This is a genomic window from Sorangium sp. So ce117 (genome assembly GCF_051524395.1).
In the GTDB taxonomy this organism is placed as follows: Bacteria; Myxococcota_A; Polyangia; order Polyangiales; family Polyangiaceae; genus Sorangium; species Sorangium cellulosum_B.
The window spans coordinates 7798332-7816067 of record NZ_CP150309.1; the positions used below are offsets into that span (position 1 = coordinate 7798332).

The window sequence follows — 17736 nt, forward strand, 5'->3', positions numbered from 1 at the left end:
CGTCGACCCGGCGCCCGCGCCGATGCGGCCAGCGTGGGGCCTGCTCGGGCGCGCTTCGAAGGAGCGCCGGGTCAGGCTCTTCTTCCTGGTTCCTGGCGTATTCCCTCGTCAGTTTCCGCGGACGCGCAGACGGAACGAATCTGTCTGGGTAAGATCGGCGAGCAGGTCGAGAATCGTGTAACCGTCGGCAGACAGCTTGGCGTCGAGCTCATCGACGTCGCAGACGTCGTTCGAGTTCGGCTGCCGCCCGGTGGCGAAGGTGACCCACCGCTCGGCATAGTGGTGCTTGGCCGCCCGGGCGACGGCGAGCTCGTTCATCAGCTCGAGCGGTGTCTCGATCGTCTCGGTGATGTCCATGCCGAAGTGGACGTCGGCGGTTCCATCGATGGGACCGCCGAGCGGATCGGTGGTCTGCACCTGGCCGACGGCGTTGTACCTCTCGAGCACGAAGCCCGGCGGATTGATGTAAGGGACGTGGCACCCGGCGCACACCGCCGGGGAGGTCAGCGCCTCGACGCGCTGGCGTTGCGTTGTGTATTCGCCCGGAGGGGGCACCGGCTCCGCGACAGGCGGGGGCACCAGGCTGATCCCGAGCAGCCTCGAGATGAACGCGCCCCGGAGGATCGGGCTCGTGGCGGCGTAGGACGAGTAGGAGCTCAAGAACCCGACGCGGGTCAAGAACCCAGGCCGCTCGGCCGGGTCGAGCTCCACCCGCGTCAGCTCCGCGCCGAAATTCGCTGGATCGAGCCCATAGAGCGCCGCGGTGTCCTCGTTGACGAAAGCGACGTTGCTCAGGAAGAGGTCCTCGAAGGACCCCCCTTCGAACGCCACCTCCTCGAAGAGGGCGTCGATCTCCGCCATCATGGGAGCGACCGCGTCCGGGGAATAGTCGGGGTACAGGGTCGTGTCGTGATCGTGGATTCGCCAGTGCGAGATCGGACGAATCTCCGCGTAATCGCGATGGAAGGCGACCACGACCGGCGCCGTCTTCTCGCGGATCCGGATCATCCGCTGCGCCTGCGCCAGGATCTGCTCCCGGGTGGCGAGCTGGCCAGCGTCGGCCGCGGCGTTCAGGATGTCATCTGGAACGGAGTCCCAGAGCAGGAACGAGAGCCTCGCCGCCACTTCGTAGCTGGAGAGCTTGAGGGCGCTTCCCTCCGGCTCCTCCGCCAGCTCGGGGCGCAGGATGAACGAGGGCGAGGCGAGGAAGGTGAAGAGGATGGCCTCGGCGATCTCGTCGGGCGTGCCCTGGGGCTCCACCGCGGTGAGCCGCAGGAAGCTCTGCACCTCTTCTTCGAGCAGAGGACGACGGAAGGCCCTGCGACCGAAGTCGATGATCGTCTCTTCGAAGCACCCGGACACCGCCGGATCGCAGCTGACGAACCTGGGCCTGTTCGGCCCGGCGATCACCTCGGCGGCGATCTGCTCGGCGACCGCCAGGTAGGCGTTCCATGCGACACCTGTCATGTCCCCCTCGAAGTCGGGGGCGAGCAGGGTCGACGGCGGGCCGTTGCCGGCGCTCGCCAGCGCCGTCACGCCGAGCAGATCCCGCACCGCCGCGTCGTACTCCCGGTTGAGCAGGCGCGGGATCTGGGACGTCGCCGGGACGCCGGGGAAACAGGGATCCCCCCCGCCGCTGCCTGGGCCCTCCCCGACGCTGACCGTGGTGCCGTGGCCAACGCCGCCGCCGCCGTCTCCACCGCTACCGCCGGTGTCGTCACCCACGATCGTGATCTCGCACCCAGCGACGATGAGCGAGAGCACCGAGAAGAAGCCGAGTGAAGGTACGGCTTTCAAAGGTGTCATGACAAAGCCTCCCGCCGTAGCAATCTCCGAGGCTCTCCCCCGGGATCACAATTTCGTCGCGCGTCGCTCCCTGCGGCCGGTGATCAGAGCGAGAGGCCGGCGCCGACGCGGAGCGTCCACGTGACCGCGGGCACCTCGTGGATGAGCTGCGCGGGGTGCTCGAACATGAACGATCGCCGCACCAGCGGAAATTCCGGTCCACCTTGCGCGTCGATCCGCACGAGGGCCCCGAGCGAGGCGGTCACGCGCGCGAGGAGCCCGAGGCTGGCCCAGGGGACGGTGCCCTCGTCCACGTCGGAGATCGCCTTGCCGACCAGCCCGGTGCCGTGAAGGAAGCCGCCCTCCGCGCCCACGCAGGGCCCGAGCGAGAGCCGGCGTGCCGGGCGGAAGAGGTCCGCGCAGGCGTCCACCCGGCCGATCCCGCGCACGAAGCGAGCGCCGCCCGGCCCGGCGTCGACCGCGCCGGTGGCGGCCACCTCGGCGGCGACGCGGAACGCCGCGCCGAGGCCCAGATCGGGGCGCAGCTCGACGAAGGGCCCCCCGCCGAGCAGCGCCTCGGGGGCGACCCCGGAGGCCGCGCTCCCCTGGACGCCGAGCGTCCACGGGCGCTGCTCCACGGGCGGCCGTCGCGGCCGCGGAGGGTGCGAGGCCCCCGCGATCGGCGACGGCGGGCGGATCGGCGCGGTCGCGGGGCGCGCGGCCGGCGCCGGTGGGGCGGGCGAGGCGGCGGGCGGCGGCGCGGGCAGCTGCGGCGAGCTCCCCGCGCCCGGCGCTGCGGCGGGATCCGCGGCGGGCGGCGGGGCCGCGACGGGATCCACGGCCGGCGCTGGCGCCCCCCCGGCATCCCGCGCCCCGCCAGCCTCCGGCGCCTCGGACGAGCGCGGCCCGACGGCCGGCGGTTGCGGATCGAGAGACGCGGTGGGGTCGACCCGGAGGGCCGTGATGAGCGCCAGGGCCGCGACGACCTCGCCGCACGTCGAGCCGTCGACCTCGCGGACGCGCGCGTCGTCGCCTTTGCCGAGCGTGATCCGGCCGCGGCTCCTGCCCGCGCTCGAGGTGATGCGCACGCGCACGTCGAGCGCCGCCTCGTCCGCCGCGGCGGCGCGGGCGAGGTCCGTACGCGCGGTCACCTCGCGCAGGAACGCCGCGGCGTCGGGACAGCCGTCGTGCGCCTCGTACGCGATGCGCAGGCGCTGGACCTCCGCCCAGGCGTCCCCCCCGGTCAGGGCGCCGGCGAGCACGACGACAGCTGCGAGCCAGCGCGGGTGGAGCATGGCACTCTCGAACGCACGCACGGCGCGGGAGGGTACACCGAGCCATCGTCCGCGGCGGCATTGTGGTCATCGCCGTGCGCTTCTCGGGCTCGATCCCAGGCTATTTGGCCCCTCCGCATGGCCCAGAGCCGCGAGGGCGCTCGGCGCATCCCCATCGCCGGCGCGCCGCGGACGCGTCCCATCGCACATTGGCACACCTCGAATCGATTCAGGCCAACATGAGCCGAACACCGTGGCGCAAACGAGGCATCTATCGGCGGAATGATTGATGATTTCCCTGGCACCGCCCGTGCGAGAGCGCACGGCCCGTGGAGGTGTTCATGGCACAGTTTCAGCGTACAGCGCTCGCTCTCATCATCCCTGCCTCGTTGTCGATCGCCTGCTCCTCGTCGAGCGACGCGCCGCCGCACGAGCCGCTCCAGCTAGGCGAGGCGCCGGCGGCGATCTGCGGCGGCGGCGCGACCCGCGAGGGGGACGGCTCCGGCCGCGACCCGGTGGCGGGCGTGGGCGCAGGCACGGGCACGGGCGCGAGCGCGGGCGTGGGATCGAGCTCGAGCGGCGGCTCCGCGGACCCCAACACCGAGCCGCCGGGTGAGCCGCCCGTGGGCGAAGGGGGCAGCGGGGGTTCCGGGGACGGCAGCGGCGGCTCCGGGGGCGGATGCGCCGAAGGCGGGGCCGGCGGCGGTGGCGGCGACGGCACCGGCGGGTGCGGCGACGAGGGCGGCGGCAGCGGCTCGGCCGGCGGCGGCAGCGGCTCGGCCGGCGGCGGCAGCGGCTCGGCCGGCGGCGGCGGCGGCTCGGCCGGCGGCGGCGGCAGCACAACGGCGGGCGGCGGGGCCGGCAGCTCGCGGGACGCCGGGCCCCGGCTCGCGCCGCAGGCGAGCGGCGGCTCGTGCGCGGGGGTCAACCTCTCCACGCCGCTCACGCTGTACCTCTCGTCCGACGACTCCAACTCGATGGCGTCTCCGGTCATCGTCCGCCGCCAGATCGAGCGCGGCGCGCCGCTGATCGACCCCTATGTCATCCGCACACACGAGTTCCTCAACTACTACCGGTACTCGTTCGCCCCGGCCGATCCGGGAGAGCTCTCGATCGTATCGCAGCTCGGATCCTGCGTGCTCACGGGCGATCTGGCGCTCCAGATCGCTGTGCAGTCGAGCCGGGCGCCCGCCGCGCGCGAGCCCATGACGATCACGCTCGTGCTCGACACGTCGGGATCGATGTCGGGAGAGCCGATCGAGCTCGAGAGGGCGGCTGTCCGGGCCATCGCGTCGACGCTCATCGAGGGCGACGTCGTGAACGCGGTCACGTGGAATACGGGGCAGAGCCCCGTGCTCGAGGGCCACGTCGCCTCGGGCCCCGACGACCCCGTCCTGCTCGCGGTCGCGAGCGCGATCGAGGCCGACGGAGGCACCGACCTGAACAGCGGCCTCGCCGCGGGGTACGCGCTCGCCAACGCGCACAGGGCCGCGGGCGGCATCAACCGCGTCGTGCTGATCAGCGATGGACAGGCCAACGCCGGGGTGACCGAGGAGCAGATCATCGGAGCGAACGCCGAGGACGCGGACGGAGAGGGCATCTACCTCGTCGGCGTCGGCGTCGGCGACGGCGTGAACGACACGCTCATGGACGTGGTCACCGACGCCGGCCGGGGCGCGTATGTCTATCTCGACAGCGCCGACGAGGCGAGGCGCGTCTTCGTCGACCGGTTCGCCGAGACGGTCCTCGTCGCCGCGCGCGACGTGAGGATCGAGCTGACGCTCCCGCCGTACTTCGGCATCCAGAAGTTCTATGGAGAGGAGTACTCGCCTGATCCGGCCAAGGTGCGCACGCAGCACCTCGCCCCGAGCGACTCGATGATGCTGTATCAGATCCTCCGCCCGTGCGACCCGTCGCTGCCGAGCGCGAGCGACCCGTATCGGGTCCGCGTCACCTGGCGCGACGCGACGACCGGCGAGGCCAGGGAGGCCGTGCAGCAAACCACGCTCGGAGGGCTCGGGATCGACGACGGCAACCTCACGAAGGCGGCGGCGATCATCGCGTATGCCGAGGCCCTCAAGCAGCTCGCCGAGCTCGACGCCGGAGAGCGAGCGAGCGCGCTCTCGACCGCCCGGGAGACCGTCCTCGCCGCGAACACGACCGGCGCGGACGCCGATCTCCTCGAGATCGCCGCGACCCTCCAGAAGATGATCGACAACCAGGCACCGAGCCCCTGAGCGCTCCCGCCGAGGCGGGGCGCGCGGCGCCCCCTGGCCGCGATCAGCGGCGGCGCGACGGCAGCGCTTCGGCGAGGTAGGTGAGCAGCTCGCCCTCGTCGTCGCTGATCAGCCGGTCGACGCCGTCCTCGCGGTTATGGCGCCGGACCTGCAGCGCCCCGGCAGGGGTCTGCACCAGGACGGCAATGCGCTCGAAGCCGCGCACCGAGGCCGTCCGCAGCCGCAGCGTCGCCTCTTCGAACTTCGGATCGTTTCGCCCCGGGGCCGCGCGGATGTCGAGGAGCAGCGACATCGCCGTCCGATCCACCGGGGCGAGCGCCGCGGTGACCTCCCGACACTTCTGCTCGATCTGCTCGATGGAATCGAATGGCTCCGCGGACCGCGTGATCCTCACGAGCTTCGCCGTGTGATCGATGCCAACGACGAAGTGCGCGTTGCGCAGGACCTCCCTCATGAACGCCGCGCCCATTATAGCGTGGATCCATTGACGAGCCGAGCGGAAGCGCGCGGCGCGAGGTGCCCAATCATGTGAGCCGCTTCACCCAGCAAAGGACGAAGTCGCGGAACACCACCACGTTCCGCGGCACGTGCCGCGCGCTCGGATAGACGAGGTACACCGTCCCGGCGCGCTGCGACCACTCCGGCAGCACGTGGACGAGGCGCCCGCTCGCCAGCTCGGGCGCGGCGAGCACGCGCGGGAGCGGCCCGATACCGCCCCCCGCCCGGAGCAGCGAGCGGATGAGCTGGAAGTCGTCGGTCGCGATGCGCCCGGTCGCCATCGCGTCGCGCACCGCGCGGGCGCCGTCGACGGCCTGCTGGCCGCGCCGGGCGCTCGGGAGGAACACCACCCGCTCGTGGTCGGCGAGCTCCTCGAACGCGCGGGGCATGCCGCGGCGCGCGAGGTACGCTGGAGCGGCGAAGAGCTGCACGTGGGAGTCGAGCAGCTTGCGCACGACGAGCGAGGAGTCCGGGAGCTCGCGCGTCGCCCGGATCGCCACGTCGAAGCCCTCGCGCAAGAGGTCCACCCGGCGAGTGGACATGTCGATCTCGACCGACAGCAGCGGGTAACGCGCCCCGAACTCGACGAGCATCTCTCCGAGGAAAGACTCCCCACCATCCGGGGGAGCGCTCAGCCGTATCGTGCCCTGAGGCTGCCCTTGATAGGCGTCCAGCGCCTGCGCCGCGTCGCGGAGGCCGGCGATGTGGGGCGCCACGTCGCCGAAGAAGCGACGGCCGGCGTCGGTCAGCGCCACGGCGCGCGGCGACCGCTGGAGGAGACGCACCTTGAGGCCGTCCTCGAGCCGCGTCACCGCGCGGCTCACCGTCGACTTCGGGACCCCGAGCTGCTCCGCCGCGGCGGTGAACGAGCCCAGCTCCGCCACCCTGGCGAACGCGGCGATCTCATCGAGCTGGGGCGCCCGGGCAGGGCGCGCTCGCGCTGCCGCGCGGGGGCTGGGCATGGTAGGACCTCACGAGGGGTAAACGGCGCCGGTCGGGGGGCTCTCGCCAGGTTGCGCCAGCGCAACGTTGAGTTGAGCCGTTGCACGATAGCACCGGGCGCCGCGAGGGCGCATTAGGAAAGGCACGGGCGCTCCGACCGGGAGAGCCCGCCACACCTCAGCGAGGCTCACCATGAACAACGTCAAGCGTTTCGCCCCCACCGCCGCCCGCATCCTGCAAGGGCTCGTGTTCTTCGTGTTCGGGCTCAACGGCTTCCTGCAGTTCCTGCCGCAGCCCCCGGCCCCGGAGGCCGCGGCCAGCTTCGCGGGCGCGCTCGCGGCGACGGGGTACATGTTCCCGCTCATCAAGGGGACCGAGGTCGTCGCAGGCGCGCTGTTGCTCTCGAACCGCTACGTGCCCCTCGCGCTCGCGCTCCTCGCGCCCGTCGTCGTGAACATCGTCGCCTTCCACACGTTCCTCGCGCCGGCGAACCCGGTCACAGGGCTCGTCCTCGCCCTCCAGCTCTACCTCGCCTTCGCGTACCGCGCCGCGTTCCGCCCGATGCTCGCCGCGCGCGTCGACGCGAGCGCCGGCGCGGAGCAGAGCAAGCTCCGGCCTGTCGAGAGCGCGGCTTGAGCCGCACGTTCGCGCTGCCCCGATCGGCGGCCGTCGCCGTCAGCGCCGATACAGGATGCGGCCGCCGGTCTTCGCCAGGGCGTACCGGAAGCCGCGCGCCAGGTCGACGTGCGTGACCATCGCGCCGACGTCCAGGCCCTGGGCGACCATCATCTGCGCCGCCCCCGCCGTCACGCCGACGAGCACCGCCTCCGCGCCGAGCAGCGCCGCCGCCTGCGCCGCCCGGACGAGCTGGTTCGCCGCCGTGGCGTCGACCACCGCCATCCCCGTCACGTCGATCAGCACCACCTGCGCGTCGTGCTCGTGGATCTCCTTCAGCAGCGACGAGATGAAGCGGCTCGAGCGCTGGGCATCCATCGTGCCCACCACGGGCATGACCAGGATTCCATCGGCGATCGGCACAACGGGGCTCGACAGCTCATGGATCGTCCGGAGCATCGACTCCTGGAGCTCGTTGGCTTGCTCCAGCTCGGTGGTCCGCTCGGAGATCCGGCTGAACAGCCGGGCGTTCTCGATGGCCACGGCCGCGGTGCCGGCCACGCGCTCGAGGAACGGCACGTCGTCGCTCCCGCAGGCGCCCTCGCGCTCGCTGCTCAGGACGAGGACGCCGACCACGCTGCCCCGCGCCCGCAGCGGCACCCCGACGAGCGTCCGCGCGCCGGCGTGCCCGCGGAGGAGCGAGGCGTCCTCGCGCCCGCGGTGCCCGGCCGGATCGATCACGAGCGGGCGGCCTGCGTCGAGCACCCGGCCGACCAGCGAGCGCGGCGAGAAGGACACGCGCTCCTCGACGACGGGCTCCCTGCGCGCCGCCACGCCGATCAGCAGCACATCGATCGGCCGGCCTGCGGCGTTGCCCTCGACGCGCCGGCTCGCCACGCGGTGGGCCGCGTCGAGCGCGAGGTGATCGCTGAGCGTCGTGGACCACGGCGTGTGCTCGAGGGTGACGCAATCGACGCCGGTATGGATGATGCGCGAGGCCGGCAGCTCCGCGAGCGTCGGCTCGACGCCCTGGGTGATCATCCGGTGGACGATCTCCGCGGCGCGATACCCCATGTCGTACTCGCGCTGCACGATCGTCGCGTGGATCGCGCCCCGGCGGAGCAGCGCGACCGTCGCGGAGAACAGATCGAACGCGACGATCTTGAGCTCTCCGCCCCTGCCGATCTCCCTCGCGGCGCGGCCCCATGCCGGCCCGCCGCCGGCCGCCACCCCGAAGGCGCCGGCGATGTCCGGCCGCCGCTGGAGCGCCGCCCGCGCGAGCTCCGTCCCGAGCTCCAGGTCGTGGTCGCTGTCCTCGTGCGGGGGCAGCACGGTGAACTCGGCCCCTTCCATCGCCGCGCAAAACCCCGCGATGCGCTCGCGCGTGTTGATCGCGTCCTTCGTGGGCCGCTGCGACGCCACGACCCCGCCGCTCGGCAGCAGCCGCCGCATCATCTCGCCCGCCAGCCTGCCCGCCGCCACGTTGTCCGTGCCGATATAAAGCGGGGCCCGGCTGCCCGGCACCGGCGGCGTGTCGACGACGATCACCGGGATCCCCGCCTCCGCCGCGCGCCGGAACCCCTCCTCCGCCTCCTCGGGGGCGCCCGGAGCGATGATGATGCCGTCCACACCCCGCCGGATGCCGTCCTCGAGGATCTCGCGCTGGCCCCCCGGGCCGCCGGGGGGCCCGAGGCGGAAATCCACGGAGATGCCGAGGCCCCGCGCGGCGTCGACCGCGCCGTCGCGCAGGGTGTGAAAGTACGTCATGGGGGCCGACCGCCCGGCCCGGAACACGCGGGCGTCCAGCTCGCCCGGAGCGGCCACGGCGCCGTCTCCGCCGCCGGCGTCCTCGACGAGCCACAGCTCCACCGAGGCCCATTGCTGGTCGATCTGCACGCTCTTGATGCCGTGGGCGAGCGTGTCCAGCAGGTGGTCCGGCTCCACCGTGGTGCCCACCGCGTTCAGCACCTGCTCGAGCAGGCGAATCTCCTGCGCCAACCTCGCCTTCTCGTCATAGAGCCTGTGCCGCTCCAGCGCGCCCCCGGCGGCGTCCAGGAGCACCTCGAGCATCGCGCGGCGCTCGCCCTGCGGAGGCTCGAGGGTCGCCTGCTCCAGCGCGAGATAGCCCGCCGGCGCTCCCCGGACGACGACGGGCGCGACAAGCACCCCCGCGCCGCCGGGCACCGCGCCCTCTGCCGCGATCGCGAGAGGCAGGTGCGCCTCATACCACGCATGTGCACTGACAACGCACATCCCGCTCGCCGCCTCGGGCGCCGCGCGCGGGGCACGCGGGCCGCTCTCGGTGGCGAGGCCCGCGTCGGTCGGGAGGTTCACCCCCTGCCGAGCGAACGCGTCGAACCCTTCGAGCGCCCTGTAGACGAGGCGGTTCCCTTCGCAGAGGAGCAGGCTGCCGCGCGGCGCCCGCGGCGCGATCGCCACGGCCCGTCGCACGATCTGCTGCAATGTCGCGAAGAGATCCACTCCATGGCGCATACGGGTCCCGCTCGATCCGCCGTCACGACGCGCGACGCGAGGGCCCAGAAGGCGCGATGAACCACAGTTCTGTCAAGGTCGATTTGCCCATCTCCCCAGGTGTGTGGGCCGGCTCGCGGCCCCCCGTCGACGGTCGAGGTCGCCGGGGAGGGGACGAGTCGACAGCGCGGCGCGCGCTACTCGCAGGGCAGGATGCGCAGCACCTTGATCGTGGTGTTCGAGGTGCCGGGCGCGGCGAAGGCCACGCTCCCGTCGGGAAACGCGACGAAGTCCTGGTAACGATTGCCGAGCACGTCGACCTCGAGCGGCTCGCCCTCGGCCTCGCCGGTGGCGCGATCGCGTGTCTGTACGGACAGCGCGCGCGCCGCGTCGTTGCGGGCGAGTTCGCCGGCCCTCGTCGTTGTCTCCCAGGCCGCGAGCATGCGGGAGCGGCCGTAGGCGGCCAGGTGCGGAGCGCGGTGGTTCATGCCCGCGTCGCTGGCGATCGTGAGGTCCTTGTCCGCGGCGCCGTCGGTGAAGTGGAGCAGCCGGACCTCCGCGAGCCCGTTCGCGCCCGCCGGCTGGCCCGAGCGGATATTGCTCGCCGTCAGCCAGTAGCCGCCGCCGGCCGCCGTGACGAGGTTTCCAAGGTTCGAGTAGGCGAGATCGACCGGATAGATCGTCTTGTAATTCGGCGCGAACGCGATGCGGTTGTTGTTGTCGGTCTTGCACACCGTCACGAACTCCCTGGCGCTGTCGTCCCAGAGGATGCGCTCGTAACCGCTGTGGCTGCAGCCCCAGTCGAAGCCGTCTCTCTGCAGCGCGCCGTTCGCGTCGACGACCTTCATGCGATCGCCCTGGTGGATGTTGATGCACCCGCCTTGCGAGACGCTGATCGCGGCGCCGAAATAGCCCGCATAGCGCGAGCCGTCGAAGGCGATGCGGCCGTGATGCGCGTACCACCAGATCATGTACACCTCGGGCCCGGCGGGGCCTGTCGAGTAGGGCGGCAGCGCGGCGCTCGAGCTCGTGAGCTTCGTCGCCCAGGTCGCGCGCTCCCCGTCGAAGCGGACCATGTACATGTCGTGACACGCGATCGGAGGGGACGGCGGCGTACCGCACAGGTTCGAGGGCGTGCCGCAATTCAGCGTCCCGCCGCCCTCGGCATCGCGGGTGAGCAGCAGCACGCCGCCGTCGTCGTCGGCGTGGAGGTCGGCGAAGTCGTTCGCCGGCAAGCCGAACGAGCGCCCCACGGCCTTGTCATCGGCGTCGAGCTGGAGGACGTGGACCTGTCCGTCGTCGCTCATCCATGCCAGGCGCGACCCGCCGGACGGTATCGGCGAGATGACGAGCGGCTTCAGCGCGGCCTCATCCTCGTTGTTGATCACGCGGCCCCCGACGTCGACCTGGGTGATGCGAATGCGATCCCGGGTGACGCCGCACGCGCCTGGGCCCGGATCCCCGCCCGCCCCGCCGCCGCTCGCGCTCGACGCCCCTCCCCCGCTCCCGCTCGACGCCCCTCCGCCGCTCGCGCTCGACGCCCCGCCGCCGCTCGCGCTCGACGCTCCTCCCCCGCTCCCGCTCGACATCCCTCCCCCGCTCGCGCTCGACACCCCTCCCCCGCTCCCGCTCGACGCTCCTCCCCCGCTAGCGCTCGATGCGCCTCCGCCGCTACTCGACACCTCACCGCCCGACTCGCCAGCGCAGCCCGGGGGCAAGGTGATAAGAACCAAAGACCAGATGACTCGCATGGTTCGTCTCGACATCTCGTCACGCTACCGCGCGAGCCGGCCTCTCATGGGGCAGAATCTCCGCTCGGCGCGTGAGGAAGGCGCCCTGGCGCTCAGCGAGCTGTGCGGAGATCTCGCCGGCCAGGACACCACGCCAGCACCCTGGACCAGAACAGCCATCGAGGGCGGACATCCCCTCACCCACCGCCGCGCGAGGAGTCCCAGGTTCCTCCCGCAGGCCCCCGGTGAGGGGGCCCCGCGGCTCGGCAAGGCCTCCAGCGCCCTCGAGGCGCCCCTGGGCAACGAGCTTGCGGTGCCGAACCGTCGCTCGCGATCCGCCGCGATGGCCGCAGTCTCGCCCGCTCCAGACCACCGGCCGCCCCCCGTCACGCGGGCCCTTCCGAGCGTTGACATGCACACGCTGGCCTGGTAGGTGAGCGAAGCGTCCGCGCGAGCGCGGCTGGCGGCGAACGACGCGGGTGAGTCCTTGCCTCGCGGAGCCACGGACGCGCAGAGCTTGGCCCCTCTCGGGCGCCACCCACGTCGAAGTTCCGCCGCCGGGCGCTTAAATGCCATGTCGCTGTAAGACACCGCCGCCGTGGACCGGCTCGCTCAACACGGCCGGCGTCGCAGGGGGCGGCAGCACGAGCGCCTTGGCGGATCCGGCGAGGGCAGCGCCAGGCAACCTGGGTAAGATCTCGCGGCTCGTCCGTGCGGGGGAGGTTGACGCGGCACAGCTAGCCAGAGTCAGCGGCGCGAGGCGCCGGAGGCCCACCCTAGCCTCCGACCCGGCACCATGTTATTGCTAGCCCGCCGATTCCGCCACGCGCGCAATTGATGCGCGCCGGTGGTTCACCTGACTTGAGGAGCGCCGGAGCCACAACAAACGCAACATGCCTGGAAGCCCAGCGCGGGCGTGGAGATGCTGCCTCCACCCTGGCCCGGAGACCAGAGCCCCGGGGCAACCCCCGCGGACGCCGTTGTCGAAAGCGCCCTCTGAACTAAGGCACACGCAAACCACGAGCTGGAGATCCGTTTATGACCGTTGTCACTGGAGACAGAGAGTACTTCCCGGGTGTTGGCAAGATCCCCTACGAGGGGCCTGAGTCCGACAACCCCCTGGCCTTCAAGTGGTATGACGCCAACCGCGTCGTCGCCGGCAAGGCCATGAAGGATCACTTCAAGTTTGCGGTGTGTTACTGGCACACGTTCTGCGGGCGTGGGCACGATCCGTTCGGTCCGGGGACGATCAACTTCCCCTGGGACGAGGGCAAGGACGCGCTGGCCCGCGCGCACATGAAGATGGACGCGAACTTCGAGTTCATCACCAAGCTGGGCGCGACGCACTACTGTTTCCACGACATCGACCTCGTGGAGGAGGGCGAGAACCGCGCCGAGACGTCGCGTCGCCTCCAGAGCATCGTCGAGTACGCCAAGCAGAAGCAGGCGCAGTCGGGCGTCAAGCTGCTGTGGGGCACGGCGAACCTGTTCTCCAACCCGCGTTACATGAACGGCGCCTCCACGAACCCGGATTTCTCCGTGCTGGCCTACGCCGGCGCCCAGCTCAAGGACGCCCTCGACGCGACCATCGCGTTGAACGGTGAGAACTACGTGTTCTGGGGCGGCCGCGAAGGGTACATGAGCCTGCTGAACACGGACATGAAGCGCGAGAAGGCGCACTTCGCTCGCTTCCTGACCATGGCGCGCGACTACGCGCGCTCGCGCGGCTTCAAGGGCGTCTTCTTCATCGAGCCCAAGCCCATGGAGCCCTCGAAGCACCAGTACGACTTCGACGCCGAGACCGTGATCGGGTTCCTGCGTGAGCACGGCCTGGACAAGGACTTCAAGCTCAACCTCGAGACGAACCACGCGACGCTCGCCGGCCACACCATGGACCACGAGATGCAGGTGGCCGCGGACAACGGCATGCTCGGCAGCATCGACGCCAACCGCGGCGACTACCAGAACGCGTGGGACACCGATCAGTTCCCCTACAACATCAACGAGACGGTCGAGATGATGCTCATCCTGCTCCGCAGCGGTGGGTTCCAGGGCGGCGGCGTCAACTTCGACGCCAAGCGCCGCCGCAACTCGAGCGATCTCATCGACACCTTCCACGGGCACATCGGCGGCATGGACGTGTTCGCCCGCTCGCTCCTCATCGCCGATGACCTGATCCGCAAGTCGCCGCTCGAGGGGATGCGCAAGGCGCGTTATGCGTCCTTCGACGGCGGCAAGGGCGCCGATTTCGAGCAGGGCAAGCTGACGCTGGAGCAGCTGGCCGAGATCGGCAACGCTGGCGGTGAGGTCAAGCTCACGAGCGGTCAGCAAGAGCTGTACGAAAACATCGTCAATCGCTGGATCCGATAAGCCGAGCGATCGAGGGAACGACAGCCGGGCGACGCAGCTGCGCGCCCGGCTGTTTTTCTTTCCGAGACGATGTCGCTCTCCTGCGGATGATCCACTCCGCGACAGCGACGTTGATCACCCAGCCAGCGCCCATCAGGACCGCTCTGACGCCCTCGCCCGGCGCGCCGAAGAGCAGCACCCACGGCATGTGGGTCAGCACCTGAGTCCCCGCGCCCAGGCCGATCGCGTAGCCGCGCAGCATGAAGGCGCCGTGACGGACGAAGTCGCGCCGCGAGATGGCGACAAGGCCGAGCACGAGCGACATGAACATGGCAGAGCCGAACAGCACCCGGAGAACGGCGAGGGCGTCGCCGTCCCCCTCGGGGAGCTCGTAAGACGCCTGCATCCACAGACCCGAAGCGGCAGCGACGAGCCCTGACGGGGCCACGGCCCACCCCGCAGCGCGATGCCAGCGAGGCCTCCGGCGGCGAAAGCCCGGGGAGAACTGGAACGCGCCCAGGACCGAGAACACGCTGACGCTGAGAATGTGCAGCACGATGGGCACGGGCGCAGCGAAGAAGCGGACGTTGTCCGGGGTGACCTTGGCGCCGACGCTCAGCTCGGCCAGGCGGAAGGCGCCGGCCACCACGGGGACCGCGCTGAGGCCGAGCAGGAGCGCGTGTACGAGCCAGTCTCGCTTCGCCGAGGGGGTCGTGGTGCTCTCGTTCGTCATGCCCCCAAGCTAGGGACGGCCCTGGTTGCGTCGCAATTGGCGCAAATGGCGGATCCGGGTCGGCCGATTGCCCGATGCGGCGATCGTACTTTCGGCCAGGTGCACCGCCACCTGGCCCCAGGCTGACCGGTCAGTCGCGGACGCGGCCGGTCTCGTAGGCCCAGATGGCGATCTCGACCCGGTTGCGCGCGCCGAGCTTGGTCATGAGGCTGGCGATGTGCGCCTTGACGGTGCTCAGGCTGATGTGGAGCTCGTCGGCGATCTCGGCGTTGGTTCGACCGCGGGCCACGATGAGGAGGACCTCCTCCTCGCGGGCGGTGAGGGCCTCCCCGGGCTGTGCTCGTGGCAGCTGGGGCCGAGAGGCGGCGAACGAGGAGAGCAGGCGGGCGGTGACACGCGGCGCGATCAAGGCGTCGCCGCTCGCGGCGGCGCGGATGGCCTGCGCGAGCAGCTCGGGACCGGCGTCTTTCAGCAAGAAGCCGCGGGCGCCGGCCTTGAGCGCGCCAACCACGTAGTCGTCGTGATCGAAGGTGGTGATCACCACGACCGCCAGGGGACGGTCGACGGTCGGGCCGGCGAGCCGTCGGGTAGCTTCGATGCCGTCGATCCCGGGCATGCGGATGTCGAACAGGCACACGTCGGGACGGAGGGCGAGCGCCAGCTCGACGGCCTTGTGTCCGTCACCGGCGACGCCCACGACCTCGATGTCAGGCTGGGCGTCGAGGAGGATGCTGAGCCCGGTGCGGACGATCTCCTGATCGTCGGCGACGAGGACGCGAATGCTCAACTGGACTGTCCTTTCCGAGGCAGCACGGCCGTCACCGTCCAGCCGCGCCGTGGGCCCGGGCCCGCGTGGCACGTACCGCCGAGCAACGTCGCTCGTTCGATCATGCCGACCAACCCGTATCCCGCCGACGTGGAATGGCCGGCGTGGGCCCCCTGGCCGTCGTCGGTGACCCGCAGACGTACGGACGTGTCGTCGGCCGTGACCTCCACGTCGATCCGGGTCGCGTGGCGAGCGTGCCGGCGAGCGTTGGTGATCGCCTCCTGCGCGAGGCGAAAGATCGCGGCGGAGACCGACGATGGCAGGTCATCGAAGCTCCCGGTCAACTTCACCTCGACAGGAGCCCCTGTGGCGGATGCGCCCGCGAGCTGTCCGAGGTCGGCGACCCGCGGGCTCGGCGCGAGCTCGGCCGACTCGCCTCGACGCAGGAGCCGGACCATCGTGCGCATCTCGCCGAGGGCGCGAGACGCCTCGTCCGCGATCACGCGGAGCGCGTCGACGGGGGCCTCGGGGCGAGCCGACGCGGCGACCAGGCCAGCCTGCGCGCGGATCGCGATCGCCGACACATGGTGGGCCACGGTGTCGTGCAGGTCGCGGGCGATCCGCTCTCGCTCGGCCAGCTTGGCTTCATCGAGCTCTCGCAGGCGCACGCGATCCCGGTAGCGCACCGCCGCGCCGAGCGCCATCGTCGAGAGCAGGACGGCGTAGCCCCCGATGACATCGCCGGTCCTGGCATGAGAGCGGATCATGTCGACGGCCGCCGAGGTCACCATGATCGGCAGCCCGATCATCGCTTCACGCCCCGTACCCCACCGGAACAACGAATAGGGCAGCAGCACCATGTAGACCATCGCGTAGAGCCCCGGCGACGCGCTGCCGGTCGCCATCACGGCGAGCTGTATCGCGATGAGGAGGCCGAACGCGATCACGACCATCTGCAGCGGCCTGGTCCTCCGCCAGAGCAGCGTCGGCAAGAGCCCGATGCAAAGGACCAGCGAAGCGATCCGCCACGGCAGGTCGCGCCGGATCGCGACCTCGATCGACCCGAGCGCGGCGAACACGGCCAGGAGCACCCAATCCATCCGGACGCGTCGAGGGGGGTGCGGCGCTCGTGGCTCGGACCCCACGGATCGAAAGAACTCGCGCACCTGCCTCATGAGAAGGGCCGGGTTGACTCCATACCCATCGTTCGAGCGAACCAGCACGACGACCTGGCGTGCTGGTCGCAGCATAGACCGGATGGACGCCGCGCACGAGGTCTCGATGGGGGCGCTCTCGCGACGGTCCGCCGCGCCGCGCCGATCGACGCCCCGAAGCTGCGGGCAGGGAGACCACCCCTGTCCGGCGGCTCACGTCCTCGACTCGGCCACGGACCGGCGCTCGTTACAAGCAGAGCCCCTGTCCGCAGACGAGCCTGCATTCACAGCCGGTCTCCTGGAGGCCTCCGGAGATGTTCATGCTGGTGGTGCCGGCCGCGCTCAGGTTGGCTTCGATCCTCTCGAGGGCGCATGCCGGGACCTTGAAGTTGTCGGTGATCTGTACGTCCTCGCCCACGCTGCGCAGGGCACCGAGCCGCAGCGTCGCGAGCTCCGTGTTTCGATGGATCCAGAGCCGCGCGTCGACGGCCTCGAGCTTGCGAAAGTCGGCTTCCAGCAGCTCGAACGCCAGATAGATCCACAACGTGCCGCGAACTCGCACCAGGTTCGGCATGCGGATCGCCTTGATCTGCGCCGTGACCAGCTCCCCGCTCGAGGCACTGCCCTCGGCGCGGATACCGCCCACTTCGAGCAAGCTGGGCAAGTCGAGCGTCCCGGCGAAGTCGGGGCTGACCGAGATCGTGCCGTTGATCGTGGAGTAAGCGCGCGCCGCGAGGGCGTCCGCGTCCGACGCGATGAGCAGATCGCCTTGATAAACGCTGCCTTCGAGCGCCTCCGGGCCGCTCTCGCACTCTCCTGCGCCGCCCTCTCCGGCCCCCCCCTCTCCGGCCCCCCCTGCGCCCCCAGCAGAGGCGCCCGACGTCGCGCCAGGATCCGTGTCTCCGCCCGAGCCGCCCTCCCCCGCCCCGCCGCCGTCGCTGCCTCCGCCCGAACCTCCCGACGCACCGTGAGAGGTCCTGCTCGTTGCGCCGCCCGAGCCCCCCGTACCCGTGTCGCCCGTGCCGGCGCTGTTCCCATCGCCCGAACCGCACGCGATGAGCAACGACACCGCGGTCATCCACGTCAGCCGGTCGAGCCACGATCGAGCCGACCGTCGGATTCTTGCGCCTTCTCCGGCAGTTCCGGCAGCTGAATTCACACTGTTCATGAGAGAGGAGGAA

The 17736-nt window shown here is 71.2% G+C and carries 13 protein-coding genes; 3 read left to right on the top strand and 10 right to left on the bottom strand.

What is annotated here, in order from left to right:
• Positions 1-108: 108 nt before the first annotated feature.
• Both WMF46_RS29105 and WMF46_RS29110 read right to left on the bottom strand, forming a co-directional pair.
• Entirely contained in the window at positions 109-1806 is a 1698-nt protein-coding gene (locus WMF46_RS29105) for a DUF1592 domain-containing protein (RefSeq protein ID WP_437980191.1), read from the bottom strand.
• 83 nt (positions 1807-1889) lie between these two features.
• A complete protein-coding gene (locus WMF46_RS29110) occupies positions 1890-3080 on the bottom strand; it encodes a hypothetical protein (RefSeq protein ID WP_437980192.1) in 1191 nt (396 codons plus the stop codon).
• Between the two features lie 320 nt (positions 3081-3400).
• Between WMF46_RS29110 and WMF46_RS29115 the strand changes: the two genes are divergently transcribed.
• Positions 3401-5296 carry a vWA domain-containing protein gene (locus WMF46_RS29115; RefSeq protein WP_437980193.1) on the top strand — a complete coding sequence of 632 codons (1896 nt, stop codon included), beginning with the start codon at positions 3401-3403 and terminating at the stop codon, positions 5294-5296.
• A gap of 43 nt (positions 5297-5339) precedes the next feature.
• Here the strand turns inward: WMF46_RS29115 and WMF46_RS29120 are convergent, their stop codons facing one another.
• Both WMF46_RS29120 and WMF46_RS29125 read right to left on the bottom strand, forming a co-directional pair.
• Entirely contained in the window at positions 5340-5750 is a 411-nt protein-coding gene (locus WMF46_RS29120; RefSeq protein WP_437980194.1) for a hypothetical protein, read from the bottom strand.
• A gap of 70 nt (positions 5751-5820) precedes the next feature.
• Positions 5821-6756, bottom strand: a complete 936-nt coding sequence (locus WMF46_RS29125) for a LysR family transcriptional regulator (RefSeq protein ID WP_437980195.1) — start codon at positions 6754-6756, stop codon at positions 5821-5823.
• A 172-nt stretch (positions 6757-6928) separates the two neighbouring features.
• Between WMF46_RS29125 and WMF46_RS29130 the strand changes: the two genes are divergently transcribed.
• Complete coding sequence (locus WMF46_RS29130; RefSeq protein ID WP_437542307.1) at positions 6929-7372, top strand: DoxX family protein; 444 nt, start codon at positions 6929-6931, stop codon at positions 7370-7372.
• A 39-nt stretch (positions 7373-7411) separates the two neighbouring features.
• Here WMF46_RS29130 and WMF46_RS29135 read toward each other — a convergent pair whose 3' ends face one another.
• Together WMF46_RS29135 and WMF46_RS29140 are read right to left on the bottom strand one after the other, a co-directional pair.
• Entirely contained in the window at positions 7412-9844 is a 2433-nt protein-coding gene (locus WMF46_RS29135) for a substrate-binding domain-containing protein (RefSeq protein WP_437980196.1), read from the bottom strand.
• Positions 9845-10020: 176 nt separating this feature from the next.
• A complete protein-coding gene (locus WMF46_RS29140; RefSeq protein WP_437980197.1) occupies positions 10021-11412 on the bottom strand; it encodes a hypothetical protein in 1392 nt (463 codons plus the stop codon).
• Positions 11413-12591: 1179 nt separating this feature from the next.
• On the opposite strand from WMF46_RS29140, the gene xylA reads away from it, so the two are divergent.
• Positions 12592-13923, top strand: coding sequence for a xylose isomerase (gene xylA, locus WMF46_RS29145; RefSeq protein ID WP_437980198.1), 1332 nt, complete (start codon positions 12592-12594; stop codon positions 13921-13923).
• On the opposite strand, the gene WMF46_RS29150 is transcribed toward xylA, so the two are convergent.
• From WMF46_RS29150 to WMF46_RS29165, 4 genes are all read right to left on the bottom strand, one after another.
• Positions 13904-14635 (bottom strand): DUF2306 domain-containing protein, encoded by a 732-nt coding sequence (locus WMF46_RS29150; RefSeq protein WP_437980199.1) that lies wholly within the window; start codon positions 14633-14635, stop codon positions 13904-13906. The two genes, xylA and WMF46_RS29150, sit on opposite strands and share 20 nt — an antisense overlap.
• 130 nt (positions 14636-14765) lie before the next feature.
• Positions 14766-15422, bottom strand: coding sequence for a response regulator (locus tag WMF46_RS29155; protein ID WP_437980200.1), 657 nt, complete (start codon positions 15420-15422; stop codon positions 14766-14768).
• Positions 15419-16576: a sensor histidine kinase gene (locus WMF46_RS29160; protein ID WP_437987948.1), complete on the bottom strand. Its 1158-nt coding sequence runs from the start codon at positions 16574-16576 to the stop codon at positions 15419-15421. The genes WMF46_RS29155 and WMF46_RS29160 overlap by 4 nt, the downstream gene beginning before the upstream one ends.
• A gap of 226 nt (positions 16577-16802) precedes the next feature.
• Entirely contained in the window at positions 16803-17624 is an 822-nt protein-coding gene (locus WMF46_RS29165) for a hypothetical protein (protein ID WP_437980201.1), read from the bottom strand.
• Positions 17625-17736 lie beyond the last annotated feature (112 nt).

Bases quoted from the DNA above. Each gene is read 5' to 3' on its own strand.
- xylA (WP_437980198.1), top strand. From the start codon at position 12,592: ATGACCGTTGTCACTGGAGACAGAGAGTACTTCCCGGGTGTTGGCAAG.
- WMF46_RS29110 (WP_437980192.1), bottom strand. From the start codon at position 3,080: ATGCTCCACCCGCGCTGGCTCGCAGCTGTCGTCGTGCTCGCCGGCGCC.
- WMF46_RS29160 (WP_437987948.1), bottom strand. From the start codon at position 16,576: ATGAGGCAGGTGCGCGAGTTCTTTCGATCCGTGGGGTCCGAGCCACGA.
- WMF46_RS29105 (WP_437980191.1), bottom strand. From the start codon at position 1,806: ATGACACCTTTGAAAGCCGTACCTTCACTCGGCTTCTTCTCGGTGCTC.
- WMF46_RS29150 (WP_437980199.1), bottom strand. From the start codon at position 14,635: ATGACGAACGAGAGCACCACGACCCCCTCGGCGAAGCGAGACTGGCTC.
- WMF46_RS29125 (WP_437980195.1), bottom strand. From the start codon at position 6,756: ATGCCCAGCCCCCGCGCGGCAGCGCGAGCGCGCCCTGCCCGGGCGCCC.
- WMF46_RS29120 (WP_437980194.1), bottom strand. From the start codon at position 5,750: ATGAGGGAGGTCCTGCGCAACGCGCACTTCGTCGTTGGCATCGATCAC.
- WMF46_RS29135 (WP_437980196.1), bottom strand. From the start codon at position 9,844: ATGCGCCATGGAGTGGATCTCTTCGCGACATTGCAGCAGATCGTGCGA.
- WMF46_RS29115 (WP_437980193.1), top strand. From the start codon at position 3,401: ATGGCACAGTTTCAGCGTACAGCGCTCGCTCTCATCATCCCTGCCTCG.
- WMF46_RS29130 (WP_437542307.1), top strand. From the start codon at position 6,929: ATGAACAACGTCAAGCGTTTCGCCCCCACCGCCGCCCGCATCCTGCAA.
- WMF46_RS29140 (WP_437980197.1), bottom strand. From the start codon at position 11,412: ATGTCGAGCGGGAGCGGGGGAGGAGCGTCGAGCGCGAGCGGCGGCGGG.